We start from the raw sequence: 26461 nt of genomic DNA, 5'->3' as shown, positions 1-26461 counted from the left end.
GCTAGCCGGGGCGCACTAGTCACACGGCGGGATACGTCTCCGGCTCGTGCCTGACCGGAAAATTGACGGATGCCGCGATGAAGCACTTCTGTGCGGCCTCCTCGTGCAAGCTCTGCGCCAGTTCGACCTGCGCAGGGTCGGAGATCGTCACCCGAGGGCGGAGCACGGCGAGCGTGAAGCGGCCGCCGTCTGACGCATCCTGTTGCATGATTCCTGTAGCGGCATCCGAATATGCGAGCACGCGAATGCCGTGCCGAACGGCCACGTGCAGATAACTGAGCATGTGGCATTGGCTCAGAGCCGCCAGCAACAGCTCCTCCGGATTCCATCTGTCCGAGTCGCCGAAGAACACGCGATCGCTCGAGCCCGCGATGTCCGGCTTGCCGTCTGCACTGAGAACATGATCGCGACCGTACTGTTTGTACGCGCTCGTTCCGGTGCCTCGATTGCCGGTCCACTGCATCCTGACGGCGTACTGGTGCTCCAGATTCATGCGCTGCCCTTCAGATTTCGATCATTGCGTGCTGATTCTCTCAAGATACCGCTGCGCGCAGGTCGGTAAACTGGAGGCACCATGACCGATACACTCACGACTCCCGCGTCCACCGAAACCGCTACAACAACGCCCACAGCACCGACGCCAGCCGCGTCCGACGTCGCACAGGAGCGACGCATCGTGACTGCCGTGCCTGGGCCGGCATCCGTGGCGCTGCACGCGAGACGCACTGCTGTCGTGCCGACAGGCGTGTCCTCGGCGCTTCCTGTCTACATTGCCCGCGCGCACGGTGCGATCGTCGTCGACGTCGACGGCAACCAGTTCATCGACATGGGTGCCGGCATCGGCGTGACGACGGTCGGCCACACCGACACCGCGGTCGTCGCCGCAGCTACCGAGCAGCTGCACAACCTCACCCACACCCTGTTCACGGTGACGCCGTACGAGTCGTACGTGCGCGTTGCCGAGTTGCTCGCCGAGCACACTCCCGGCGATCACGCCAAGAAGACGGTGCTGGTCAACGCCGGCGCTGAGGCCGTGGAGAACGGCGTCAAGATCGCCCGCAAGTACACCGGCCGACGCGCCGTCGCGGTGCTCGACCACGCGTACCACGGCCGCACCAATCTGACGATGGCCATGAATTACAAGGCATCGCCGTACGCAACCGGGTTCGGCCCGTTCGCCGGCGACGTGTACCACGCACCGAATTCGTACCCATACCGCGACGGGCTCTCCGGTGCGGATGCGGCAGCCCGGACCATTGCCTATCTCGAGAAGGTCATCGGCGCGTCGGATCTGGCCTGCGTCGTTGCAGAGCCGATTCAGGGTGAGGGCGGCTTCATCGTGCCGGCCGACGGCTTCCTGGTCGCGCTGCAGGAGTGGTGCACGGCGAACGGGGTCGTATTCATCGCGGACGAAATCCAGAGCGGCATGGCCCGAACGGGCGCCTATTTCGCGAGCGAGCACTTCGGCCTCGTACCCGATCTCGTGCTCAGCGCCAAGGGGATCGCAGGCGGCCTGCCGTTGGCGGCCGTGACGGGGCGCTCCGAGATCATGGATGCCGCACAGCCCGGCGGACTCGGTGGAACCTTCGGCGGCAATCCCGTCTCAGCGGCTGCCGCAGTCGCAGTCTTCGGTCAGATCGAGGAGGGCGGCCTGCTCGCACAGGCCGCGCGCATCGAATCGACGTTGAAGCCGGCTCTGCTCGAGTTGCAGACCCGCTATGACATCATCGGCGACGTGCGCGGCATCGGTGCGATGCTCGCGATCGAACTCGTGCAGTCCGGCACGAAGGACACGACCAAGGTGCCGAACGCCGACGCCGTCAACGCGATCGTCGCGGCCGCTGCCCAGAAGGGCGTTCTGCTGCTGAACGCCGGCACCTACGGGAACGTGCTGCGATTCTTGCCGAGCTTGGCCGTCAGCGACGTGCTGATCGCAGAAGTGATCAGCGTGATCGACGAGGCCCTCGCGGCCCTGTGACAGTGGACCCGGCGAACGAAAGCCCAGCCACAGTAGACGCAGCGACCGTAGACCCGGCGACCGTAGACCCAGTGACCGTAGACCCAGCGATCGGCGGCCCGCCGGTTCGCCATCCCGGGATTCAACACCCCGGGATTCAACACCCCGGGATTCAACACGCTGGGATTCAACACGCTGGGATTCAACACACTGTGGGCCAGACGTTCGCCTTCGCGGACGCCGTTGAGCTTGCCGTCGTCGAGCGGGGCGGATTCGTCGAGTCTCGACACGGTGGCTCCGCCATTGTGCTTGCACCCGACGGCTCGGTGTTGCGTTCGCTCGGCGATCCTGCCGCTCCGGTGTTCCCGCGTTCATCGTTGAAACCGTTCCAGGCCGTCGCGGTACTCTCCAGCGGCGTCCCGCTCGAGGGTCCTGCGGCAGTTCTGGCCACGGCAAGTCACGCGGGCACAGCAGAACACATCGCCGTCGTGCGCAGCATGCTCGCACAGGGCTCGCTGCCCGAGTCTGCGTTGCACTGCACCGCGGATTGGCCCCTGGATCGGGACGCGCGCGATGACCTCGTGCGTGCGGGTATCGGAGCCGCACCGCTCTACATGAATTGCTCAGGCAAACACGCGTCGATGTTGCTGGCGTGCGTGCAGAACGGCTGGCCTCTTGCCAGCTATCTCGACCCGCAGCATCCGCTTCAACTGCACATTCGCGACGTCGTAGAACGCTTGACCGGCGAGAAGATCGTCGCGAGCGCTGTCGACGGATGCGGCGCTCCCATTCATGCTGTCTCGCTTGCCGGCCTCGCACGCGGCATCCACCGCATCGCCACGTCGTCGGTGAACTCGCCGTTCGCGCTCTACCGCAACGCCGCGCTGCTCTCGGCGGCGATCCGCCAGAACGGTTGGGCGATCGACGGGCGCGGACGCGCCAACACGGTCGTCATCGACCGGCTGGGCGTGATCGCAAAAGGCGGGGCTGAGGGCGTGATGATCATGGCTGCGGCCGATGGCACGACCCTCGCTCTCAAGATGCTCGATGGCGCCGCTCGGGCGACGACGATCGTCGCGCTGACCCTGCTCGCCCAGGCCGGCGCAATCGATGCGTCGGCACCGGAGAGCCTTGCCGGTGAACTCGGACTCGATGTGCTCGGCGGCGGGCGCCCTGTCGGCCGCATCCGCGCTACGGTCTGACCTGCCGCACACGAAATCCCGCGCGCAACAGGGCGCATAGACAATTGAAACTGAGGAGTCGCCAATGCCTGGCGAATGGAAACAGACTCGATTCACGCGGCTGGCCGGCATCGACCTGCCGATTGTTCTCGGCGCGTTCGGCGGCGCGTCATCCACTGCTCTGGTCGCCGCGGTCAGCAACGCTGGCGGGCTCGGATCGTTCGGCTTGTACGGAATGGGACCGGATGCGATCACCCGCACGGCAACCGAGATCCGGGCGCAGACCTCTGAACCCTTCCTGTTCAATCTGTGGCTGCCGTTGGATGACACCGGGGCCGAGCGCTCGCTCGCCGATGCGGCCGCGACCTCGGAAACCGATGCGGATGCAGATGCGTACAATCTCGCCCTCGAACCGCTTACCCAATACTTCACCGAGCTGGGTCTTCCGTTGCCGGAGCGACCCGAACGTTATCTCGTTCCGTTCGACGAGCAGATCGACGCGACGATCGCTGCGCACCCGTCGGCCCTGAGCTTCGTCTACGGGGTTCCGGATGCCGCCCTGGTCGACCGCTGCCACAGCGCCGGAATCCGCGTTGTCGGCACGGCGACGACCGTCGCCGAGGCGCGTGCACTGGATGCGGTGGGAGTCGACGCGATCATCGCAACCGGCTTCGAAGCGGCCGGGCATCGTGTCTCATTTCTGGAGCCGGCTGAGGACTCCCTCGTTGGAACAATTGCACTTGTGCCCCGGGTCGTCGACGCGGTTCGAGTTCCCGTGATCGCTGCAGGCGGGATCGCGGATGGGCGCGGAGTCGCCGCCGTGCTTGCGCTCGGCGCCTCTGCCGCCCAGCTCGGCACGGCATTCCTCGCCTGCGACGAGTCGGCGGCGAATCCGCCGCATCGCACGGCACTCTGGGAGCAGTCCCAATCTACGTCCGTGCACGCGATCGATGAGACCGTGCTCACCCGAGCATTCAGCGGCCGCCTGGCGCGCGGCATCCCGAATCGCATGAGTCGCGAGCTGAACGGTGAATACGCCGCGTTCCCGGTGCAAGGCTGGATCACGGGTTACCTCAAACGTGCCGCGGCGGCGACCGGCAACCCCGACTTCACGTCACTGTGGGCCGGGCAGGGGGTTTCGTTGATCCGCGAACACACCGCCGCGGCGGTTGTCGAGGCGATCATTCACGACGTGGACGCCATTCTGCGATAGGCCCCGTGGCTGGACGGGGCTTCACGTTCCGAGGATCACGTTCTCGAATTCGGTTTGGTACTTCTGTTCCTCAGCCGGCGACAGAGTGCGGAAGATGTGGGCGTTCGCCAGCGTGTTCTCGTCTGGAAAGATCCACTGGTCCTCCGCGAGCTTCGGGTCGATCTTCGCCGCGGCTTCCTTGGCCCCAACCACCGGGGTGATGTAGTTCACCCACGCGGCAACCTCGGCCGCGACGGCGGGTTCGTAGTAGTAGTTGATGAGCTTCTCAACGTTTGCCTTGCGTGCGGACCCCATCGGAACCAGAAAGTTGTCACTCCACAGCGTGCCGCCGCGCTCGGGCAGCGCGAACACCCAGTTGTCACCGGCCTCGCCATTGAGCTGCGTGATGTCTCCCGACCAGCAAATCGCCGCCAGGGTCGCACCACTTTTGAGGTCATCGAGGTAGTCGTTGCCCTTGACGTTACGAATCTGGCCCTTGGCTACCTGCTGTTCCAGCAGGTCGATTGCGGTGCTGAACTCCTCGTCGGTGAACTTTTCGGAGATATCGACGCCGGCGTCCAGAAGCAGCAGCCCCATCGTGTCGCGCATTTCGCTGAGCACTCCGACTTTGCCGGTGAGCGAGGAGTCCCACAGGTCGCTCACGTTGGTGAGCCCATTCGGAACTTGACCCTTGTTCCAGCAGATGCCGGCGTAGCCGCTTTGCCACGGAATCGATCGTTTCCGACCGGGATCGAAGTCCGGGTTCTTCAACTGCGGTTCGAGGTTTTTCAGGTTGGGAATGTTCGCCGCGTCGAATTCCTGTAGATAGCCGAGTCGCGCCATCCGCGCCACCATCCAGTCGGTGAGGCACACCGTATCTGCGCCGATGCTCTTTCCCTGCGCCAGTGCATCGTGCACGGTGCTGTAGTAGGTGTTGTTATCGTCGACGGTGACGTCGTAGCTCACCTTGATCCCGGCCTGTTTCGTGAAGGCGTTCAGAGACGGGGAGTTTCCGTTGTCGTCCTGATCGATGTACGCCTGCCAGTTGGCCCAGACCACATTCTTGTTCGTCGACGATAGGTCCTTGGCCGGTGTGAGCGGCCCGGAGTCTTCTTCTGCTGGCGTGCAGGCCGCCAGCATCATGGCGAGCGCACCGGCGCCCGCACCGGCAAGAACACTTCTTCGCGTCAGTTGTGCGGCACGCGCATGACGAATGAGTTGACGGATCATTGGGTCTTCTGGCAGTCGCCTCGGTTCCATCGCGGTCGCTCCTTCGAATTGCACTGGGCCGGCAGCACAGTTGTACGTTGCGTCGATACGTGCACAGCGCGATGGCGGTATTCACCTTCGAAACGCAGAAACCGATGACTCGAGTGCACAATTATCACGAAATCCGTGGAAATACGCACAAAAAACAGTCGATATCCGCAGTCTGGCGAGCTACGCTTGCAGCGGGCCGTGCAGTGCGGCGCACTATCTCTTGCCACAGTATCGCTCAAAGGAGAGTCATGAGGATCGCGGTCCCCACCGAAATCAAAGATAACGAGTTCCGGGTGGCCATCACACCCTCCGGTGTGCACGATCTGGTTGCACACGGACACGACGTGTCCGTCCAAGCCGGCGCCGGTGTCGGATCGTCGATCCCAGACGAGGCGTACGCCGCCGCCGGGGCGACGATTCTGCCGGACGCAGCGAGCTCCTGGGCCGCAGCGGATCTGCTTCTCAAGGTGAAAGAACCGATCGCTTCCGAGTACGGCTACTTCCGTGATGACTTGCTGCTGTTCACCTACTTGCACCTGGCAGCCGAGCCTGAACTGACCCACGCCCTGATCGACGCACGGATGACGGCGATCGCCTACGAAACCGTTCAGTTGCCCAATCGGGCACTCCCGTTACTTGCACCGATGAGCGAGGTAGCCGGTCGGTTGGCTCCGATCGTCGGAGCACACACGATGCTGAAGCCGAGCGGCGGCCCCGGCCTGCTCGTGCCCGGTGTTCCAGGCACTCACCCGGCACGCATCATGATCCTCGGTGGAGGGGTCGCCGGCTCAAACGCAATCGGTGTTTCGGTGGGCCTCGGCGCGGAAGTAACCGTGTTGGACACGAACATTGACAGACTGCGTGAACTCGATGCACAGTACGCAGGTCGCATCAAGACAATCGCGTCGAACGGATTCGAGATTGAGAAGGCCGCACTCGAGGCGGATCTTGTCATCGGCTCCGTGCTCGTGCCCGGCGCAAAGGCACCCAAGCTGGTGAGCAACGATCTTGTGTCCAGAATGAAGCCCGGCAGCGTACTGGTGGACATCGCGGTCGATCAGGGCGGTTGCTTTGCCGACTCGCACCCGACGACGCACACGGATCCGACTTTCACCGTGCACGGATCGCTGTTCTACTGCGTCGCCAACATGCCGGGCGCCGTGCCGCACACCTCAACCTATGCGCTGACCAACGCGACCTTGCCCTACGTTCGCGCGGTCGCGAACAACGGGTGGCGCAACGCACTTCGCGCGAATGCAGCACTGGCACGCGGCCTCAACACCTATGACGGTGCTGTGGTCAACCGTGCGGTAGCGACAGCGCATGGCCTCGCAGCGCAGGAACTCCCTGACGTTTTGGGGGCAGCGGCGGCGTGAGCTTGTCACGATGCGTCGTGTGCCCAGCGCGCACGACGCATTGTGCCGTCCGGAGCACAGATCCACACGCGGCCGGGTCCGGCGATCAAGGGCGGTATCTCGCGGGTCTGCATCAGCGACCGTAGTTGCGCGACGTCGCAGCCGTCGAACACGACCGCGCAATCGGCGCGCAGCGCGGCGAATAAGCCCCAACGCGCCTGCCAAGCGTCCACGCTGCCAACAAGAATGGTCGCCTGCGCCGCTTGCGAGCCGTCTGAAACGCGCACGGTGCTCGAGCCCGCCACTGCGCCATCGAGAACAGGGCCGTCGAGAACTGCGCCATCGAGAACAGAGCCGTCCAGAGCACCGGCACCGACGGCACCGACGTCTACTATCGCGCCGCCAGGAGCGGTGGCATCGGCACGCAGTGACCGAACGCGTGTCGCAGGTGAGCGCGTAACCAGGATCGTCGTGCCGTCCGCCCACCGCAGTGCAGGCGGTTGCGCGGCGCGGTTCACATCATCCGGAGCGGCCCTGCGCCCGCGTGGGCTGTGCTGCACAGCGGCAGCGGCCGGTTGTGCAAGCTGGATGCGATTGCTTCTCCACACGCCCGATCCCGGCCCTGCGCCTTCGTTATAGAGCGCGGCCGGCGCCCCTGCTAACACGTGATCTTGTCTGCTGGGCTGCCTCAGCAGTACGGTGCCGGGAAACAGCGCTGCGGCCGCACGCAACGCCGCTGTGACCATTTGGACACTCGCGACGACGCTGATTCCGGCGCCGGTACCGTCTCGAAGAATCCGCACGAGGTGATCCAGCGCCAGATCCTGATACTCCTGGGGCATTCGACCGAGTAGCGCGTCGAGATCATCGATTAGCAGAACGGCCGTCTGATCCGGTTGAACCGGCTCCCCGGATGCGGTTGTACGGCCGTGTGTCGCACACCAGTCGTCCGCCCATTCGAGCGCATCCCAGAGCGCTTCCGCGCTGTCACACGTCGTGCGTACCACACCCCGCCACTGCTGGGCAATCGAGCGCATCAGCGTGCTTTTTCCCGCCCCGTTCACCCCGGAGACCAGCAGGTGACTGCCGGCCAGTTTCGTCTCGACCGCGGACTGCCGCTGCTCGGGCGGCACATCCTCCACACCGAGGACGACGGAACCCGCGGCCGCGGGCTCCAGCGTTTCCAGCAGAATCACGCTGGGCAGCGGGTCGAGCCACGGCCGCCGAAGAGGACTCAATTCGCTGTGCGGGCTCGCGCGCACGATTTGAGCGATGTCGTCAGCGGATGCGCGCGCAACCTGCGCCTGCTCGCTCACGCCGTCTCTGGCGACGATACAACGCCCCGGTTGCCCGGCTGACAGCCGTGACGCGGCATCCGTACCGACGACGGCGACGCTGTCGACACCGTTGTTCACACGGAGCGAGACCCGTAGCGCACAGTTCGCCAGGAGAGCATCGCGCACGACGCCCGCCGGTCGCTGCGTACAGAGGATCGTGTGCACCCCCAGCGAACGGCCCCGCGCGGCAATGTCGACGAAGAGACCGTGCAATTCGGGGAATGCCTCGAGCATCGCGGCGAACTCATCCACAACGATCACCAGTCTGCTGAGCGTCCCCGCGGCTTCCGCGATGTCCCGGGCACCCAATCGCGCGAGGACGCGCTCTCGGTGCTGCAGTTCGGCTTGCAGGCTCTTCAACGCCCGCTCGGCCTCACCGTGCCCGAGGTCAGTGATCAATCCGACGCAGTGCGGCAGGGGCGTCAGCGCGGTGAATGCGCTGCCGCCTTTGAAATCGACGAGGAGAAAGCCAACGGTCTGCGGAGAGTACTGTGCCGCCATGGCTGCGACCCAGGTGGTGAGAAATTCACTTTTGCCACTGCCGGTTGTTCCACCGACCACTGCGTGGGGGCCGTCTGTGACGAGATCCAGACTCAATGGACCGTCACGGCCGCACCCGACGACGACGGCCAGCGAAGCGCCGCTATCCTTGATCGGCCCTCGCTCCAACGTGCCGAAATCCACGGTGGCGGGCAACTGCTGCCGCTCCCGGAGCACACCGGCGGCTGCAGCGTGTTCCGCGAGCCGGCGTGCGTATGCGGCTGCCTGCGCCTCTGTGATCAACTCCGGAACGGCGGCATCCGATGCGAGCTCGTCCGGGTGCCGCAGGATGCGAACCGAACACGGCCCTGTGACCTCGATGATGACGGCGCACGGTGTCGGCAACTCGTCGAGTGATGCGGCCAGCATGATGATCGCATCGGATCCGCGGCCAACCGGCGCGGAGTTCTCCGTTGAGGACTGGACGAATATTCGTGCGCCGACATCGTCACCCGCAGCTGTGCAGTGCGGTAGTTCCGCCGCCCACTCCCAACCCGTTGCCGGGAGCTGCGCGATACGCGCGACGCGCGGCGAGAATGTGTGAGCAAGCTGAAGGAGATAGCCGCGGGCGACGGCACGGATGAGAGTCGGCGATCCGATCAGACCGATCCCGAGTGTTGCATCGGCGACGATCGGTGCGTTGTCGAGGCTCGCCGCCTTCGCCAACAACGCCTCGTCCTCGTCTGTGCACGGCTCCCCGTTCAACCGAACCGCACTGTGCACCTGCCCGGTTCCGATCGTCACGCAGGCGAACCTGTCGATATCGGCGCTCCAACGACCAATTCTGGCCGTCGTCAGCATCACGTCGCGCGCGGTGGGCGTTAGGGCGAATCGCGCGGCCCGCTCGCGCTCGTGACGTTCGCCCACCTCGATCTCCAGTCTGGTTCGCGCCAGCTTGCGAGCGGCGTTGGCGCGTCGCCGCGCGGTGCGGGCATGCCAGCGGCCGTCGACGACGGACGCGACGGCGATCACGGGGCTGAGCGCCGCGAACACCAGCGCGAACGGCGACTGCGTGATCGCCCAAATCAAACCCGATGCCACAAGCGGCGCGACGCTCGCCGCAAACGGGAACGGCGGCGGTGACTGCTGCGACACGCTCGTCGGCAAAGCAAGCGGACGGTCATCGAGTTCGGGTGTTATCACAGCATCCACGGGCACAGCCCATCACAGTGCGCGGCTCGCCCGCGGTGGCCGAGGTATTTCGGTGGAAACAGGCGAAATCCGGCGCCTGTTGAGGACAGCCACCGGAACTGTTTTGAGGGCAGCCAAAGCGCAATCGTGGCGCACCCGGGGAAGAGCGCCGGCCCGAGACGTCAGACGACGTCGAGGTACTGGTCGCCGATTTCGACTCGGGCACCGCGCGCTACCCGATAGCGACGGCCTGGTTCGCACATCCGCGGAGCACGGCCCGGCAGCCGGATCACCGTCCCATTCGCGGAATAGCGGTCACACACCCACAGTTCTTCTGTGTCGATCCCGAACTCAAGGTGCGTCTTCGACACCGATCGTTCGGTGTCGGCGATCGAAACCAACTGCGCGAAGCTCTCCCCCGGCTGCGGCATCGGACGACGCCCGAGAAGGCCAGCGCCCGTGACGACGATCCGCTCGCCCGTGCTCGCGTTGAGCGTGAATGCGACCGGCGCTGCATCCGATTTCTTCGGCGACGCGGTCGCATCGGCCGGCTCGCGGGTGGCACCCTGACCGGCGACACCCGACGCAACGAAGCCGACCGGCTCCGGCAGTTCCACCGCGGAAGGCGTCGGGATAGGCGTTGGTATCGAAATGGAACGAACGTTCGGGCGAGGCCCCGACACGGTCGGGCCCGGTAGCGGTTCGATAATCGTCGTGTCCGAAGGGCGCGGGTCTTCCGCTGCACTGCGACGCAGCGGTGTGGCGGTCACCGAACTGCCGCATTCCCCGCAGAACAACGCGCCTTCGGGCAGCTCGCTGCCACACACTCGGCAGTTCATCGGCTCACATCCCCCTTCGTATCTCCTCCACGGTACCCACCGAACGAAGCCAAAGACACCGCAGCACGAATACGTTGCCATCGTGTCTTGTCCTTGTCGAGCGATGCCCGCAATTCGTCGACGGCGCGCCAGACACGCTCGGCCTCCTCCTGTGACGGCTCATCGGGCGCGAAAACTGCACGATCGGCGACTGTTGCCAACACCAGGGGGCGCACGCCGCCGACGGTATGCGCGACCTCGCTCCTAGTGGCAGAAGACGGCGGGCGGTAGCCGTGATCGATCGCGCTGTCGGCGAATTCTCGCCAACCGCCGGTGATACGCCGCGCCGACGTCTCGGCATTCTTTCGGCGATGTCGACGTCGCCCCTTCGCGACGAGCACCGCGGCAAACGGTGCGAGCACAATCGCGATGCCCAGAATGCTCCAGCCCGCGATCTGCGCGACGAAGAGCAGCGCGCTCAGCAGCGCGTTCGGGGTGGGGCTGTTGTCCGGCGCGACACGGGAGGGTTGCGATGGGGGGGCCGGACGATCCAGGGTGTCCTGAGGCGGCGGAACGACCGACTGCGGGCGCGAGATCTGTTTCGGATCCTGCGGCTGTTTGGCAGGGATCGGGCGCACCGCCGGATTCGGGTCGACCGTGACCCATCCGCTTTGGCTCGTCTGCACTTCGATCCATGCGGACACGTCGGCCCCGGTCAACGTAACGGGCGACGACGTCGACGTGCCGCCCGGAACGAGGAAGCCGAAGACGACACGCGCGGGGAAGCCCAGCTGGCGGGCCATCAGTGCCGCGGTGACGGCGTACTGTTCCTGATCACCGACCATCGGCACGTCGGTCAAAAGTTGCGTGATCCGATCAGCACCGTGTCCGGACCTGCTCACCGGCTCGGCCGGGCCGATGCCGTGACTGATGTAACCTGCGTTCACCAAATGAGTGAGGGCCGCCGTCAGCTTTGCACCGGGCGCCTGATCGGCCCCCGCACTCAACTGCACGGCCTGGTCTATCCCGTCTGGCACGACACCGAGCTTCGGCAGGTTGGCGTTCCCCGGTGTCTGCGTGGCCAATTGCGCGATCGAGCGCACCGGTGCGATTGAGGTTTGCAACCGGTACTGATCATCGGCCCGCACTCCGCCCGCAACCGCAACCGTGCCTGTCACACTGTTGAAGTACACGGAATTCTGCAACCGCTGCGCATCTGGTCCGGCGAAGCGCACGTCGTGCACGATGCCGGTTCCCGGCAGCCACACCCCACGATAGTCGTCGACGGTGATTTGCAGCGTTCGTTCAGAACCGGATGCGGTCGGTTGGCTCAGCTGGCCGGGCACCCTCGCAAACGTGCCGGATGCGCTGGCCGTGCCGGCTGACCCCACGGCGTAGACCACGCCGTCGTAGGTGTCCATCGTCGCGATACGGATGCGCCGTTCTCCGTCCAGTCCGGAAACCGTGAGCATCGGGCGCTCCACCTGGGCAGGCTCCAGGTAGGACCGGAACCCGGTCAGCGGGCTCGGATAGTCGCGCGGGTCGAACGGTTGGGCGAGTGCATTCCGGGCGACGTCGCGCTGACCTGCCGGCGGTACGAGAATCGCGGCCGCAGCGCCGACTCCGCCCGCAAGCACAACGACGAGCCCGGCGGCCGCAATAGAACGGGCGCCGGCTCGTGCACCATCTGACAATCGTCGCGGCTCAGAGGACTTCTCACGCAGGGCGCGCATCGCCGCGGAGCGACGGATACGCCTAAACCGGGCCAACCACAGCAGCAAGACGACAGTGAGCGCCAAGGATGCGACGACTCCCGTGTCGACGCTCTGCGGGCCGAGCACAATTCCGATCGCGAACAGCAGGACAGGCGCGATCAGCGCCCACTCGCCGCGGCGTGCTCGCAGCGCGACCGTCACAGCCACCACACTGGTCAACAGGATCAGCAGAAAGGCCGGCACGAGGAGCGCCTGATACGCTCCGACCGGGGTTGAGATGGTCACGAGCTGCTTCCAGCCGAGCGCAGCGCCTGCGACCAGATCGAGCACTCCCTGGCCGGAGGGCAATACTCCTGCGATCGCCTCGCCGGGCACCGCAAGGGCGACCCCGAAGACCAGATAGGCGCAGATCGTCAGCGTGGCGACGATGGCGCTGGACCAGCGAAAGATTGCGCCGCCCATGGCAATGCAACAACCGATCACGATTGTTGTTGCGGCCATGATGACGAACTCCACACTGTGGTAGGTGGGCCACAGCGTCAAGGAGGCGCACGCCACCGCGACTGCCGCGAACAGCGTCGTCGTCAGCATACGTGTCGTTGACATTCGTGTCGTCGGCATCCGTGTCGTCGACCGGGTGCGATTACTCACGCTGCCCTCGATCGCGCGAGGCTCTTCTGCAGATCCTCCAGGTAGCCGACGCTCAACACGCTCAGTTCGCCGACGCGCCTGAAGCTCGGCACCCCGCCGGGGTCGCAGACGACCGCCACCACCTCGACACCGACCGGGAAATGAGCGGATGCGTTGCGCAGCTGAGCCGGCCCGCACGCGGAACCGCAGACCATGAATGCAACGGATACGCCGGCGGCGCTGTCCGCGGCGACCCGCGCCAGCTCGGGAAGCCGAAGCTGCGCGCCGGCCAATTCGATTCCGGAGAGGTCATCGAGCAAGCGCGTGGGGCTGACTGTGCTGAACCGGCGCATCGCAACCACGACGTGCTTTGCGAAATCGGGGGTGCGCTCACTCGATACGACAGAAACCGTTCTCCCATCCCTCACAGCTCGAACGCCAAGCGATCCGGCCACGCTGACAGCGAGCTCGAACTCGTCATCGTCCGCGTAGTCCGCCGTTGCAAGGCTCAGTGCGACCATCAGATGGCTGCGCCGTGTCTCCTCGAACTGGCGCACCATCAAACTGCCAGTCTTCGCCGAGCTCCTCCAGTGGATGGTGCGTGGTTCATCGCCCGGTGCGTACTCGCGCAATGCGTGGAAGGCGATATCGTCTGCTGTCAGGTCCCTGGTCGGATTCCCTTCGAGGTCGCGAACGAATCCCGTGCTCATGCTTGGAATCGCGATCGTGCGGGGGTGCACGAATAACGTGGCGGTGCTCTCCCATACGATTTCGCGTCGCACCAGGCCGAACGAGTCCCCTCGAGCGCTGCGCAAAGGGCCGATCTGAACAATGCCGCGGCGCACCGTCGGCACCAGGAAAACTTCGCTGAACGTTCCGTCGCGCGGCAAAGCCGGGATGGCGAATTCGGCGAGGCCGAGACCCACCGGCAACTCGATGCTGCCACTGCGCATTCGCCGGTGTGAGCGATTGCGAACCATGACGTCGCCGGCGGCGGTCTCACCGACGACGACCCTGCTCGTCGGCATCGAAACGCGAACCTCCGATGTGCTGTTGCCGAGCACCGCGAGCACACCGCAGGCGAGCACGGCAATCAGCGCCCAGCCGAGCACAACTGCCTCGCTCCAACCGAGCAGATAACCCGCTAGAAAGGCGCAGATTGCTACCAGGAGCACCGCCCAGCCGATTGGAGTCACGACTCGGCTCAGGCGCACCCAGGCCGCAGCGGCGACCTCCCGTGCCGCGTGCACGAGGCGCACAACGGCCACGAGGGCATCCGCAAGTACGCCGTCGCGGGTGCCGACGATCCGCGTGCGAGCGTTGGTCACCTCGAGAGCTGTGCGAGGGCCGGTATCCGTCACATCGGGTTCCGTTCGCTCGGCGGCGGGGTCTCCAGCAGGAGTTGGCCGACCACTCTCTCCGTGGTGACACCGTCAAACTCCGCCTCGGCGTCGAGCACGAGGCGGTGGGCAAGCACGGGCTCTGCCAGCGTTTTGACGTCGTCGGGAACCACATAGTGCCTGCCGTCCGCTGCAGCCGCTGTTTTCGCAGACCGGATCAATGCGAGCGCAGCCCGAACACTGCCGCCGAGGCGAACCTCGCTCGCCGTACGACTCGCATCGATCAGTCTCGACACGTAGTCGTTGATAGTCGGATCGACGAAAACGGTGCGGGCCAGTTTGGACATTGTCACGATAGTGTCGCCGGGTACAACGCTGTGCAGCACCCGTTCGTGCGCTTTCAGGTCTGCACCTTCGAGGATGCGCACGGTCGCGGAATGGTCTGGATAGCCAATCGAAGTCTTGAGCAGAAAGCGATCGAGCTGGGCTTCAGGCAACCGGTAGGTGCCCGCCTGTTCGATGGGATTCTGCGTGGCGATCACCATGAACGGGGCGCCGACAGGATGCCGGATACCATCGATGGTCACTTGGCCCTCTTCCATTACTTCCAGCAATGCAGACTGGGTCTTCGGACTGGCCCTGTTGATCTCGTCGGCCAGCACGATGTTCGCGAACACTGGCCCCGGATGAAACTCGAACGCGGCGCTGCGCTGATCATAGATGTTGACGCCGGTGATATCGCCAGGCAGCAGGTCAGGGGTGAACTGCACCCGATTGCTCGTGCCGCCGACGCTTTCGGCGATGGCGCGCGCGAGCGAGGTCTTGCCGGTGCCGGGAACGTCTTCCAGCAAGAGGTGTCCGTCGCTCAGCAATGCCGTGAACGACAGGCGGATGACGTGTGTCTTGCCAAGCAGAATCTGTTCGACATTGCCGACGAGCCGATCGAAGATCTCCGCGAACCACTGCGCCTGTTCGGCCGTCATGGTCATGGCGGCATCCTTCGTCATTGCGTCCTGCATCTCAGCCCCTGTAGATCTTCGTGTATGTCTGGTTGTTCGCCGTGGCCGCAACGGTCAGTGTCGGACCGGCGCCCGCCGATCCCGTTGCGACGCAACTGCCGGTTGGTGCCATCGGCACGGCGGCTACCTGACCGCTGCACTGCGCCGTGATCGAATCGTAGACGGTCGGCGCTTTCGTCCACGAGTACGTTCCGCCATGTCCCGCGCTGTCGGCGGCGAAACTCGCCCCGACGTCGAGATTGACCGCGACGCCCGCTGCGACATCGGCCGACCATGCACCGGCCAGCACCACACCGCTGCCGTAGTCTGAGATGGCGCGGAATTGCACCGTAGCCGATCGCCCGTAGTTCTGTGGCCCGACATCGATGCTGTCTCCGCGCGCGATCGGTTGCGGGTCGGAGGTGAAGGCACCGACGAAACGGAACTGATAAGTGACGGTGGCCCGGTTAGTGCCCGCCGGAGCACTGATATTCGTCAACGCAGCAAGGAAGGTGAACGCCGCACTGCCGGTCGGCCGCTGTTCGGACGGCAGTGCAACGGCGATCGAGCGCGGCGCGGCCGGCGGCGCGAGCGGTGTTGCGGTCGCGATCGGGGACACAGCACAGCCCTGCCCATTGAAGGCGAAAATGCCGAACGACCACTGCTGGCCGCTTTGCACAGTGAATGTCGCCGTCGACGCTCCCGGGGCAAGAGACTGGAGCTGCCCGCCGCCCGAGACGGCGCCTGTGGCCTGGTCACATGACGGCGCAACGCCGCCCTGGAACGCCGCCGCCGTCAATCGCGTGACATCGGCCCCGTTACCGGAAACCAGTCCGGACCAATTCAGCGTCACGGTTCCGCTGCCGTCCGTTGCGGCGGAAGCCACCGGCGTGCCCGACCACAGCGGCGGTCCGGCCGGCGTGACCGAGGCCGTCGCACTATTCCAGGTCGGCTGCTGCCCGAAGTATGAATTGATCGACGCTACGCTCGCCGTGACAGCGGTGCCGTTGGCGATACTCGGGTCGGTGAGCTCCGTCGTGAAGGTATTGGCCGGGACCGTGACCGAAACCCCGCCGATGCTCACGCGGTAACTTGTGACCGCGCTGGCGCCGGAAGCGGCATCCGGGGCGCTCCAACTCACGCGTGCACCGTGGTCGAGCGGCACGGCCGTCACGGAGCTCGGTGCCGGCGGAACGATGTTCGACCAGATCGCTGCGCCGTAGTTGACCACATCAGACACTCCGATCGCGTTGCGCGCCGTGACACCGATGCGCACGGCGTTGTTCGGGCCATTGCCGCCCGTTGGGACGGTGCAGGTCGTGGAGGTGCAGGTGGTTGTGCTGACTGGTTGGCCATTGTCGTCTCTGGTCACGGTGACCTGATAGTCAAGGATCGCTGAATTGTTGAATGCACCTGCGGCCCAGGCCAGCGAGACGTTCCGGTCACCAACACCGGTCGCCTGCAGGTTCGCGATCGGATCGGGTCGGTCCTGAACAGAAATGCGAACAGTTCCCCAGGCATACCTGCTCGGGTCTCCGGTCGCATCCGCCACTTCGTATTGAAGGTCGGTGTCAGCCGCTTGCGCCGAGGACGCGACACTGACCGTCAGCCGAGAATTGTCCGCGCTGGGGGTCACCGAAACGCCGGCAGGCAACGATCCACTCTCGAGGCCGCGCACGGCAATCACGCGCAATGGCGAGTTCGGGAACGGATTGGTCGCGTTGTCGTTGGCGAGCACGTCAACACTCGTGGTCTGGCCGCGCCGTGCGATCACACTGTCGGGTGCCGGTACTGCCAGAGGCCGAGTCGAGGGCACGACCGTCAGGTTGATTCTGCCAGCCTGCCCGTCGTTGAGCGCATCACGCACGCTGACGAGAACGGTTGCGGTAGTGCCTTTCGCCGTCTTGTCGCCGGCCGAGATGGCCAGTGTGGTGCCGGACAGGCTCAGGGCGAATCCGTCCGGGCGCGGATCGAGGATCTGATAGCTCAGTTCTTTCTGGTCTTTGGCGTACGGATAGCGCGTGAGTTTCAGAAGATCGATCGCCTTCTGCTGTCCTGGTTCGAAATCAATCTGCCCGCCCGTGAACACCGGCGGCTGGTTCTGCCGCGGAGTCACCGTGATCGGCAGAACCAGTGTTGCGACATGGCCGTTCGGGTCGCGGGTAGACGAGCCGTCAGTCACTTCGAACGAGAGCGACGCCGGCCCGAAATAGCGAGCCGCGCTGGTGAACACGAGGGTATCGTCACCCTGTACGAGAGAGGCACCGTTACTGTGCGTCGCGTGCACAGTCGATGCGTCGGTCAACCTCACCTTCTTGCCCCCGACCGCAACGACGTAATCGTTCAGGTGGATCGTGAGGGCGGTCTCGCTGGGCACGGAGAGCTTCGGAGCGTCGCGCTTGAGTTGCGGAAGCGCATCGTCTGTCCCCGGGACCCAGATGAAGCCATACGAAACAACGGATGCGTCATCCGGATGGCTGACTGAGAACGGAATGATCTGCGACTTGGCTGTGACCTTGACATGCACGCGCTTGCGCGCCGTCACCTGCGCCTGCTCCTGGTAGCCGGGCAGCACCCGCACATTGAGGCTGCCGACCGGGCCGTCTGCGAAGAACACGTTGGCAAGAACGTCGACGTTCAGACTCTGTTTTCCGAGAATATCTGACAGCGCCAGCACGGTGTCGCTGACCTGCGGCCGCGCCAGCGGGGCGTCCTTGCGCACCACAACAGTGAGGAAGTTGGAACTCGTGCCGCCCGTTTGATTCTGGATCTCGTAAATGAACCCATAGCGGCCCTCGGCCCGTGGCGTAATCACTTGTATGACATCGCCGACAATCTTCGCCTTCGCACCGCCACCAGTGGTCGGCGTCACTTTCGTGATGGTCAACGGCGAGTTGTCGGGGTCGGAGTCGTTGGCGAGAACTTGCACGGATACCGTGCGCCCGGGCCGCACCGTCACCTCATCCTCAACCGCGACAGGATTGCGCGCCCCGCTTGGCGCAGCGGCTATTCCTATCCGCACGGTTCCGCTGGCGTGCGCTCCGAGTGCATCCACGACGCCGTAGCTGAATGTGTCGAGGCCGGTCGAGTAATCCCCGGCCGTGTAGTCGATCCAGTCGGGACCGATGGCCGTGACGGCGCCTTTGGCGGGGTTGGACTCCTGGCCGACGAGTTTCACGGAGTCGCCGTCGGGGTCGATCCCGTTCAGCGGGATCGGGATGCGCACTGACTCGCCGGCGAGCACTCGAGCCGTGACCGTCTTGGGGACAGGCGGATTGTTGGATGCGGCGTCGAGCTCCCGCACGGCGATGGTGACCAGTGCACTGGCCCACTGACCGTCGGGGGCGTCGACGCGGTATGCGGCGGTGTAGTTGCCCGGCTTGTTCGGCGCAAGGTACCTCAACACAGACCCGGAGGCGAACAGCAGCCCGGCCCCGGGCGGCAATGGCGTCGCGAGCGTCGGATCGAGTGTCAGTTCGTCTCCGTCGGGCTGGGTGTCGTTGCCCAATACCGGGATGTCGATCGCGTCCCCGACACGCACCGAGACAGAATCGGGGTTCGCGACCGGTGGCTGTCGCACGGCTGGGGCGGGAATCTGCACGACGGTCACCGTGCCGTCGGCATCGGCGAGGCCGTTGGTCACGTGATAGTTGAACATGATCGGGGCGTCGAGCGGCCTGGTCAGTGTGACGCGCAGAAGCTGATGCTGCAGCACCTCGACCCGCAGACCGCTGGCCGGCGGCACATTCGTCACTCCGGTGATCAACAGCACCCCACCTGCGGGGTCGATGTCCGTTGCAAGTACATCGACCTCGTGGGTGCTCTGCTCTTGAATGAACACCGTGTGCGGAACGGTGATCGGCTGCGTCTTTCCGTCCGGAGGCGCCTTCACCTCGATCCGTGCAATGCCGTTCGCCGTCGTGATGCCGTCGGTCACCGTGAAATCGACCAGGTGCGTGCCGACGGTGCCACTGGTGAATCGGAACGTTCCCGCGTCGAAGTCTGCTGTGATGACGGCGTCGCCGATTGCCGGCACGGCACTGAGCCGAAGCGTGCCGGAACCGCCACTGGCATGCGCCAGCGGTGCAACGGTGATCTCCTCGCCCGCTGTCGCGGTCTGCACGAACGGCTCGGCCGTGATCGGCACATTCTGCGGATTCGTCACGGTCACGAGCAGTCGGCCGCTGCCGGTCGCTCTGCCGTCGGATGCCGTCAACGCAACCGTTTTCTGCGAACCGCCCTCGCCTCGATCGGAGTACACGACGGTGCCCTGCGGTGTGTACGTGACGCTGTCAGGGCCGTCGATCGTGGCGCTGCTCAGGTAGAACGGATCGCCGTCCGGGTCGTACCAGTCGCTCAGCACTTGCGTTGTCATTCGGCCGCCGCTGCCAACAGTCACCCGTGTAGCGCGAACTTGAACGGGCGGTGAGTTCTCCTCTGGAGTGCGCACCTGCACCGTGACGGCCGCTGTGGCCGTGCCGCCGCGGCCGTCTGAGATCGTGTAGTGGAATGTGAACGAACCGGCCGCGCTCGAAGGGAGGGTCAGCTGCAGTTGCTGGTCGTTCGCGACAATGTCAACGGTGCCGAGCGATGTGGGCGGCGGATCGATGGAAGCGATTACCAGCACATCGCCATTAGGGTCGTAGTCGTTGAGGAGCACGGGCAGGGTCGATACTTTGCCTGGACGGGCACCGAAAACATCGTCCACCGCGACCGGAGGTTGCTGCTCCTTTGCCACGGTCGGTGGAATCTCTTGGTCGTTCTGCTGGGTTTGCTCGCGATTCGTATTCTTCTGGGCGAAATCGGACCAATTGTCGATCAGCGCATTCCCGTGTTGCACCGCCCACGATCGGCCGCTGTCCGTGTCATTCAGCACGACGTCGTGCTGGTTGACACGGAACGACAGTGCCGCGGTGGCCGTCGGTTGCGACAGCACGCCTCGAACGCCCGCAGAGCCACCACAGCGTGAGTAGGTGGAACCGCCCGCCCAGGCAGCGTAGACGCAGCCGTCGACGACGACGGGCGCGGCCGGCTTGCCGAGCGCGCCTCGTAGCACGGTCCGCGCAGGCCCGCCGTTCAGCGGTACTGCTACGAGGCCGGCGTTCGACGCAAGATAAACAACGTCACCCGTGTCGGCGGCCCGTTGCAGCGCAACGTCGAGCCCAAGCCAGGCGGGCAGGTTCACGCGCCCTGAAGCTGTTGACAGCGTGCCGTCCGTGCTGTCAAGTACGGCCCATTGACCCCCAACGGCGCTCACCGCGACACTATGGCTCTTGTCGGCCGTGCGCGTTCGATCGGTTGCGGCGATCGAATCGTTCGTTGCCGCGTCAATCGTGTAGACGGTGCCGGTTTCCGGCAGGTAAGCGAAGAACCGGCCAGAGGGGTCGACCGCCGAGACGATCCGCCCGCCGAGGTCGAGTGTCGGTGCGGTTTGCGCGTCGAATTGGCCGAGCGCATCCGGATTCATCAGCCAGACCTGACCTGTCGCGGCCGAGTCGATGGCCACGCGCGGGCCAACCAGGTTCACCGCTGGTTCGCGTGCGGGCAGCGGCACGGCCTTGCCGACGGATGCCGTTGCCGGATCAACGGTACCCACCGTGTTGTCACCGTGATCCACCAGCAACACGGTGCCGCCGGACTGCACGACATCCGTCGCCGAGCTGGCGGCCGCCACGACGGAGTTCAACTGCTTGATCTCGGTGTTGGCCCGCCCTACCAGCTGCTTGCTCTGGTTGCTGACCCAAACCGCAGCATCTCCCAATTGCATTTGCTGGGCCGTGTAGCCACTGGAGGTGATTGCGATGGTCGCCACGACCGCCAGGATCGTGAAGCCGGACAGCGCTGTGACACTCAATGATTTGTGGGCCGCGAGCCACGCCTTGATCACGATCCGCCGCCCGGTTCCACGCATTTCCGCGCACTCGGTTCGCCGGCTTTGCCGTCGCGATTGACGCTGACCGTGATGCACACGCGCTGGCTGCCCGTCGAGTCGACGCGGAATTCCTGTGACCGCTGCACGCTCGGTGCCGCGTCATCCACCCGCACCTGGTAAACGTCGTTCGCCTGTAGCCCGGGATCGTTCCAGGAGAACACAATGGTGCTGCCGGCCGCGTGGCCGTCGATATTGCGCACGACAGGGATCTGCCCGGCATCGGCGGTGCGCACCAGAACGACAGCCGCAAACCCGCCCAGCACCACGATCAGCACGGCGCACGCGACCATCAGCCACGTCGTTGCGCGCGACATCTTGCCTGCTTCGTGCTTTTGCGCCGTCGTGCTGAAGCCGCCAGACTCCCGCCCCGCCGTGCGCGCCGACGACGAACGCGAGCCGCGGGTGGCCTGCCGCGCCGCACGTCTGCGCTTGCCGACGGACGGATCAACCGCGATCACCCCTTTGACCCGCGTGCGGTCGTCGGGGTCGGATGCCGTCGCAACCGCCCAGTCGTCCATTGCGACTTCAAGCTGTGTCTGGGTGAGCGAGAGCTCTGCCTCCACCGATTGCAGCTCCCTGATGAACTCCAGCACGCTTCCCTGCCGCGCCGCCGGCCGCTTCGACATCGACCTCTCAAGTATGGCCTCGAGCCGCGGCGGCACGTCCGCCCGCCCGATCGGGCCCGGCTTCGCCTTTTGGATTCGCCCGATCAGCTCCGCAGGCGAATTGTCTTTGCCGTCCAGCTCGAACGGCGATCGCCCAGCAAGAAGCGAATAGACGGTCGCTCCGAGCGACCAGATCTCGCTGGCGACCGATCCGGGGGTCTCGTCGAGCAGCACCTCTGGCGCTGACCACGGGATCGACAGCCCGACCGCATCCGACAACTCGGCCTCACCGAGCGTCGAAGCGATGCCGAAGTCGCCGAGTACAGGATGCCCATATGCCGTCATCAGAATATTCGAAGGCTTGATGTCGCGATGCAGTACTCCGGCGCGATGCGCCGTCTCGACGGCGCTCGCGATCTTCACGCCGATACGCAACACCTCGGGTACGGGCACCGGATCCACCCGATAGCGCTGGTTCAGCGAAGGCGAGCACAGCTCCATCACCAGATACGGCCGACCGTCAGAAGAGACGCTGGCCTGATAGACCGTGAGGACCGACGGATGCGCGCTCAACTGCGCCATCACGTTGGCCTCGGCCTGGAACATCTGTCGAACCTGGGGTGTGACGACTTCAGAGAGCAACACCTTCACGGCGACCTGCCGTCTCGGCATGTTCTGTTCGTAGAGAAAGACGTCTGCGAAACCACCGGAGCCCAGAACACGCAAATAGGAGAATCCGGGAAGATTGGGCGGCTGCGAGGGCAACCGTCTGGCCATGGTGCCCCTTCCGCCCGTCGGCATTCGGTGTGGCCGCGGTCAACTGACCCGCTGGTCGGCAGGGGTCGTACGACAAACGTCCACTCATTGTAGGCGGGCCAACTGGTGTTCTCAGCCGATCCGCGCGGCACAGCGGCAGAAGTGAACCCCCAACTTGGGGGTCAGCACGTGGCGGTCAGTGCCTGGTGGTCGGTGCCTGGTGGTCAGTGCTTGTGTGCGCCGTGCGCGCCTTCCCGCGGCGCGCTCTCCGGCGTTTGCAGCACGTCGACGACGACGACGCTGACATTGTCGCGCCCCCCGTTGCCGAGCGCGGCATCCATCAACGCGCCCGCCGCGTCCAGCGCCGACTCACCCTCTGTCAAAAAGTGCCGGATGCCGTGCTCAGTCAGCTCCTTCGTCAGACCGTCGGAGCAAGCAAGCAAGCGCGCTCCAGCAACAACGGGAAGGTAAGAATAGTCAGGAATCGGGTCTTCGTTGAAGCCCACTGCGCGCGTGATGACGTTGCTGTGCGGGTGCACCTCGGCCTCCGCCGGTGTGATGGCGCCTGCATCCAGAAGCTCCTGCACGATCGAGTGATCGAGGGTGAGTTGCGTCAGGGTGCCGTCCAACAGTTGGTACGTCCGCGAATCACCGATGTTGAACACCAGCCAGCACACGGCGCCGTCCATCAGGGCCAGACCGATCCCGGTCACGGTCGTTCCTGTGCCCAGATCCGTTTTGCCGACGCCTCTGCCCATGTCATCGACGGCGGCGCGTAACGCTTCGTTAATCTGTTCCGTGCCGACGAAATCGTCGCGAACCTGACCAGCCAGCCGTGTGACGACCGCTGCGCTGGCGAAATCGCCTGCCGTATGGCCGCCCATGCCGTCCGCGACGGCGAACAGCGGCGACCGTGCGATGAGGCTGTCTTCGTTGGCCGCACGACGATAGCCCTTGTCGCTGAGCGCTGCCCAGCTGAGCACGACATCGCCACCATTCGAACCCGGCACGTGCACGGTGTGCCGCCTACTGCTGCGCCCAATCTGCGTCACGCGCGCTCCCCCGATTTCGGGCCCGCCGGTGAAGTCGATTGCTCAGCCGTCTTCGGGGGCATGATTTCGATGATATTACCGTCACCGATGTCGATCGTTGTGCCGACAAGCACAACGGCGGCCTCTCCCGGGTGCAGCCTCCTTGCCGTGCCACCCGGCAGTCGCACGACGGTGCCGTTTCGCGAGTGCAGATCGGTGACGACGACGAAGTCACCCTGCTGTTCGAGCCTGAGGTGCACAGCTGACACAGCAGCATCCGGAGAGTCGACGGCGATCAACTGCGTCTTCGCAGGTGAAGGCACCCGCCCGCCGACCGGGCGGCGGCCGATCACGACCGGCTCGGTCAACGCGCGCGGCGCAGACTCGCCGAGCCGAAACCGATGCGCTGACGCTAATGGGCTCGACGGCCGGCTCTGATTCGGCAGCACGGGCAGGTCGCGAACTCCAGGGCGCGGTATGAGTACGGTGTCGTCGAGCGCCGAACCGGGCCCGAGTCGTCTGGCCGACAGGATCGTGTGATCCGCACCCGCGCCGCCGCCGTCTGAAGCCTCCCGCTGGCTGCGGGCGTCGCTTGCGGCCGCCGATTCGCCGCCAACCCCGTCGGACGCGGTGAACTCAGCGGATGCGAAGCCGAGCGGTTGCAGCGACCACAACAACTGTTGCGCCCGGACGATTCCCGTGGTCAACGGTAACGCAGCGCTGCCGAGCCTGACTACCGATCGCGCCGGCCGGTCATCACCGCCGACGACGACCGCGGTCACCGAACGAAAGTCCGCAAGCATCCACGGCTGAACCGAACCGGATGCGAATCGACGCGCTCCGCCGACCGAGAAGACATCGACGACGGCGCGACCGCGAACGACCGCCGTGACCATGCGCTCGCCCTGGTCGACGACTGGCTCTGTTCCGAAAACCACGATTGCGAACGAGCGCACGCCGTCGTCGATGCCGAGTGGAATCGTGCCGACGATGTCCTCGACAGAGGCAACCGGGTCGTCGGCGCGCTGCCACAGGCTGTCGATTACCGCGCGCCCGGAGTTGTCGTCTGTTGCGTCGACTGCCGCGAGAAAAGACGCCCCTGCGACGAAAAGCCATTCGTCATGCCCGATCGTCGGAACGTGCCAGAGACAGCCCGGTCTCACGCGTGTCCTCCCCGTTGAACCATGAATCGGGCGGCAGCGGCCCGTCACACGCCCGATCGACTAGTTGCCGATGTACGACATCACATGCTTGATCCGAGTGTAATCGTCGAACCCGTAGCCGGAGAGATCCTTACCGTAGCCGGAATGCTTGAAGCCGCCGTGCGGCATCTCAGCGACGATCGGTATGTGGGTGTTGATCCACACGCAGCCGAAGTCAAGGCCCTTCGCGAATCGCATCGCCCGACCATGGTCACTGGTCCAGACCGACGATGCCAGACCGTATTGCACATCGTTGGCCCAGGACAGTGCTTGCGCTTCATCGCGGAAGCTCTGCACTGTGATGACAGGGCCGAAGATCTCGGTCTGGACGGCTTCGTCGGTCTGGCGCAGATTTGAGACGATCGTCGCCTCGTAGAAATAGCCTCGATCGCCCTGCCGATGGCCACCGACGCGCAGTTCTGCGTGATCCGGCAGCCGGTCGACGAATCCGCTGATCCGGGAAAGCTGATCAGCGTTGTTGAGCGGACCGAACAGGATGTCGTCGCGCTCGGGTGCTCCGGTCGACGCATGCGCTCGAGCGTAGTCGGTGAGAGCCTCGACGAACTCGTCGTGCACGCCCTCCTGCACGAGCAGGCGAGTCGCAGCAGTGCAGTCCTGCCCCGCATTGAAGAAGCCGGCAGCGACGATGCCCTCGACCGCACGCTCGATATTCGCATCGTCGAAGACGATGACGGGCGCCTTGCCGCCGAGCTCCAGATGAACCCGCTTGAGATCGCGGGCCGCGGCAGTGGCAACGGCCATCCCGGCGCGCACTGAACCGGTGATCGACACGAGCTGCGGCGTCGGGTGGTCGATCATCGCGGCGCCGGTGCCACGATCCCCCGTGATCACATTCAGTACGCCCGGTGGCAAGAATTCAGCCGCGACCTCGGCGAGCAGGAGTGTCGAAGCCGGCGTCGTGTCCGAGGGTTTCAGCACCGTCGTATTGCCCGCCGCCAACGCCGGCGCGAACTTCCAGACCGCCATGTTCAGCGGGTAATTCCACGGCGTCACCTGCCCGACAACGCCGATCGGCTCGCGGCGGATGAAAGAGGTGTGGTCCTTCAAATACTCACCGGCGGACTTGCCCTCCAAATTCCGCGCTGCCCCGGCGAAGAACCGGACTTGGTCCACTGACAGCATGATCTCGTCTTCGACGAGGCTCGCTCGCGGTTTGCCGGTGTCCTTCGACTCGACATCGGCGAACTCATCCGCGCGGGCCTCAATCGCATCGGCGATTCGAAACAGGGCAAGCTGTCGCTCACCGGGCGTGGTCTGGCCCCACGTCTCGAACGCACCAGCTGCGGCCGAATACGCCTCTGCGACATCGTCCGCCGTTGAGATCGGGGTGGTAGCGTACACCTCCCCGGTAGCCGGATCGATGATATTCAGTCGCTCATCGGAACGGGAGTCCGCATGGTCACCATTGACAAAATTACGGAATGCGTGCGCTGTCATGCTGAAAGTCTACTGATTTCGTT

Annotated in this window: 16 protein-coding genes and 1 pseudogene; 4 read left to right on the top strand and 13 right to left on the bottom strand. The window is 65.0% G+C overall.

Translation table 11 applies throughout. The annotated features are described in order from the left end of the window. Window positions 1-19: 19 nt before the first annotated feature. The gene (locus QU604_RS08030) at window positions 20-493 is read right to left on the bottom strand and encodes an OsmC family protein (RefSeq protein WP_308468285.1); all 474 of its coding nucleotides are present in this window, start codon (window positions 491-493) and stop codon (window positions 20-22) included. A gap of 81 nt (window positions 494-574) precedes the next feature. On the opposite strand from QU604_RS08030, the gene gabT reads away from it, so the two are divergent. The 3 genes from gabT (at window position 575) to QU604_RS08015 (ending at window position 4351) form a co-directional block, all read left to right on the top strand. Next, window positions 575-1978, top strand: coding sequence for a 4-aminobutyrate--2-oxoglutarate transaminase (gabT, locus tag QU604_RS08025; RefSeq protein WP_308468284.1), 1404 nt, complete (start codon window positions 575-577; stop codon window positions 1976-1978). Between the two features lie 191 nt (window positions 1979-2169). After that, the gene (locus tag QU604_RS08020) at window positions 2170-3159 is read left to right on the top strand and encodes an asparaginase (protein WP_308468283.1); all 990 of its coding nucleotides are present in this window, start codon (window positions 2170-2172) and stop codon (window positions 3157-3159) included. Window positions 3160-3223: 64 nt separating this feature from the next. Next, the gene (locus QU604_RS08015; protein WP_308468282.1) at window positions 3224-4351 is read left to right on the top strand and encodes an NAD(P)H-dependent flavin oxidoreductase; all 1128 of its coding nucleotides are present in this window, start codon (window positions 3224-3226) and stop codon (window positions 4349-4351) included. A gap of 21 nt (window positions 4352-4372) precedes the next feature. Here QU604_RS08015 and QU604_RS08010 read toward each other — a convergent pair whose 3' ends face one another. Then, window positions 4373-5590: an ABC transporter substrate-binding protein gene (locus tag QU604_RS08010; protein ID WP_308468281.1), complete on the bottom strand. Its 1218-nt coding sequence runs from the start codon at window positions 5588-5590 to the stop codon at window positions 4373-4375. A gap of 248 nt (window positions 5591-5838) precedes the next feature. On the opposite strand from QU604_RS08010, the gene ald reads away from it, so the two are divergent. Further along, window positions 5839-6966: an alanine dehydrogenase gene (gene ald, locus QU604_RS08005; protein WP_308468280.1), complete on the top strand. Its 1128-nt coding sequence runs from the start codon at window positions 5839-5841 to the stop codon at window positions 6964-6966. 5 nt (window positions 6967-6971) lie between these two features. Here ald and QU604_RS08000 read toward each other — a convergent pair whose 3' ends face one another. The 11 genes and pseudogenes from QU604_RS08000 to QU604_RS07955 form a co-directional block, all read right to left on the bottom strand. Then, window positions 6972-9974: an FtsK/SpoIIIE domain-containing protein gene (locus QU604_RS08000; protein WP_308468279.1), complete on the bottom strand. Its 3003-nt coding sequence runs from the start codon at window positions 9972-9974 to the stop codon at window positions 6972-6974. 161 nt (window positions 9975-10135) lie between these two features. Then, window positions 10136-10570 carry an FHA domain-containing protein gene (locus tag QU604_RS07995; protein WP_308468278.1) on the bottom strand — a complete coding sequence of 145 codons (435 nt, stop codon included), beginning with the start codon at window positions 10568-10570 and terminating at the stop codon, window positions 10136-10138. 156 nt (window positions 10571-10726) lie between these two features. Beyond that, window positions 10727-10792, bottom strand: a pseudogene (locus QU604_RS22105) (zinc-ribbon domain-containing protein); the annotation flags it as partial. After that, the gene (locus QU604_RS07990) at window positions 10789-13092 is read right to left on the bottom strand and encodes a transglutaminase TgpA family protein (RefSeq protein ID WP_308468277.1); all 2304 of its coding nucleotides are present in this window, start codon (window positions 13090-13092) and stop codon (window positions 10789-10791) included. The pseudogene QU604_RS22105 and the gene QU604_RS07990, both read right to left, overlap by 4 nt. Before the next feature lie 41 nt (window positions 13093-13133). After that, entirely contained in the window at window positions 13134-14477 is a 1344-nt protein-coding gene (locus QU604_RS07985) for a DUF58 domain-containing protein (protein ID WP_308468276.1), read from the bottom strand. After that, complete coding sequence (locus tag QU604_RS07980) at window positions 14474-15445, bottom strand: AAA family ATPase (RefSeq protein WP_308468275.1); 972 nt, start codon at window positions 15443-15445, stop codon at window positions 14474-14476. Before QU604_RS07980 ends, QU604_RS07985 begins: the two co-directional genes overlap by 4 nt. Window positions 15446-15476: 31 nt before the next feature. After that, window positions 15477-21365, bottom strand: a complete 5889-nt coding sequence (locus QU604_RS07975; protein WP_308468274.1) for an Ig-like domain-containing protein — start codon at window positions 21363-21365, stop codon at window positions 15477-15479. Then, window positions 21338-22768, bottom strand: coding sequence for a serine/threonine-protein kinase (locus QU604_RS07970; RefSeq protein ID WP_308468273.1), 1431 nt, complete (start codon window positions 22766-22768; stop codon window positions 21338-21340). The genes QU604_RS07975 and QU604_RS07970 overlap by 28 nt, the downstream gene beginning before the upstream one ends. A gap of 203 nt (window positions 22769-22971) precedes the next feature. Continuing rightward, on the bottom strand, window positions 22972-23799 hold the full coding sequence (locus QU604_RS07965) for a PP2C family protein-serine/threonine phosphatase (RefSeq protein ID WP_308468272.1): 828 nt from the start codon (window positions 23797-23799) through the stop codon (window positions 22972-22974). Continuing rightward, window positions 23796-24941 (bottom strand): FHA domain-containing protein, encoded by a 1146-nt coding sequence (locus QU604_RS07960; protein WP_308468271.1) that lies wholly within the window; start codon window positions 24939-24941, stop codon window positions 23796-23798. The genes QU604_RS07965 and QU604_RS07960 overlap by 4 nt, the downstream gene beginning before the upstream one ends. A gap of 60 nt (window positions 24942-25001) precedes the next feature. Next, on the bottom strand, window positions 25002-26438 hold the full coding sequence (locus QU604_RS07955) for a gamma-aminobutyraldehyde dehydrogenase (RefSeq protein ID WP_308468270.1): 1437 nt from the start codon (window positions 26436-26438) through the stop codon (window positions 25002-25004). Window positions 26439-26461 lie beyond the last annotated feature (23 nt).

Source organism: Rathayibacter sp. SW19 (genome assembly GCF_030866825.1).
Taxonomy (GTDB): Bacteria; Actinomycetota; Actinomycetes; order Actinomycetales; family Microbacteriaceae; genus Rathayibacter_A; species Rathayibacter_A soli.
The sequence above is the reverse complement of the archived record's forward strand: the minus strand, read 5'-3'. Positions and strand labels throughout refer to the sequence as shown.

Coding starts and splice junctions, on each gene's coding strand:
- QU604_RS08030 (WP_308468285.1), bottom strand. CDS start 493: ATGAATCTGGAGCACCAGTACGCCGTCAGGATGCAGTGGACCGGCAAT.
- gabT (WP_308468284.1), top strand. CDS start 575: ATGACCGATACACTCACGACTCCCGCGTCCACCGAAACCGCTACAACA.
- QU604_RS08015 (WP_308468282.1), top strand. CDS start 3,224: ATGCCTGGCGAATGGAAACAGACTCGATTCACGCGGCTGGCCGGCATC.
- QU604_RS08010 (WP_308468281.1), bottom strand. CDS start 5,590: ATGGAACCGAGGCGACTGCCAGAAGACCCAATGATCCGTCAACTCATT.
- ald (WP_308468280.1), top strand. CDS start 5,839: ATGAGGATCGCGGTCCCCACCGAAATCAAAGATAACGAGTTCCGGGTG.
- QU604_RS07990 (WP_308468277.1), bottom strand. CDS start 13,092: ATGTCAACGACACGTATGCTGACGACGACGCTGTTCGCGGCAGTCGCG.
- QU604_RS07980 (WP_308468275.1), bottom strand. CDS start 15,445: ATGACCATGACGGCCGAACAGGCGCAGTGGTTCGCGGAGATCTTCGAT.
- QU604_RS07975 (WP_308468274.1), bottom strand. CDS start 21,365: ATGCGTGGAACCGGGCGGCGGATCGTGATCAAGGCGTGGCTCGCGGCC.
- QU604_RS07970 (WP_308468273.1), bottom strand. CDS start 22,768: ATGGCCAGACGGTTGCCCTCGCAGCCGCCCAATCTTCCCGGATTCTCC.
- QU604_RS07955 (WP_308468270.1), bottom strand. CDS start 26,438: ATGACAGCGCACGCATTCCGTAATTTTGTCAATGGTGACCATGCGGAC.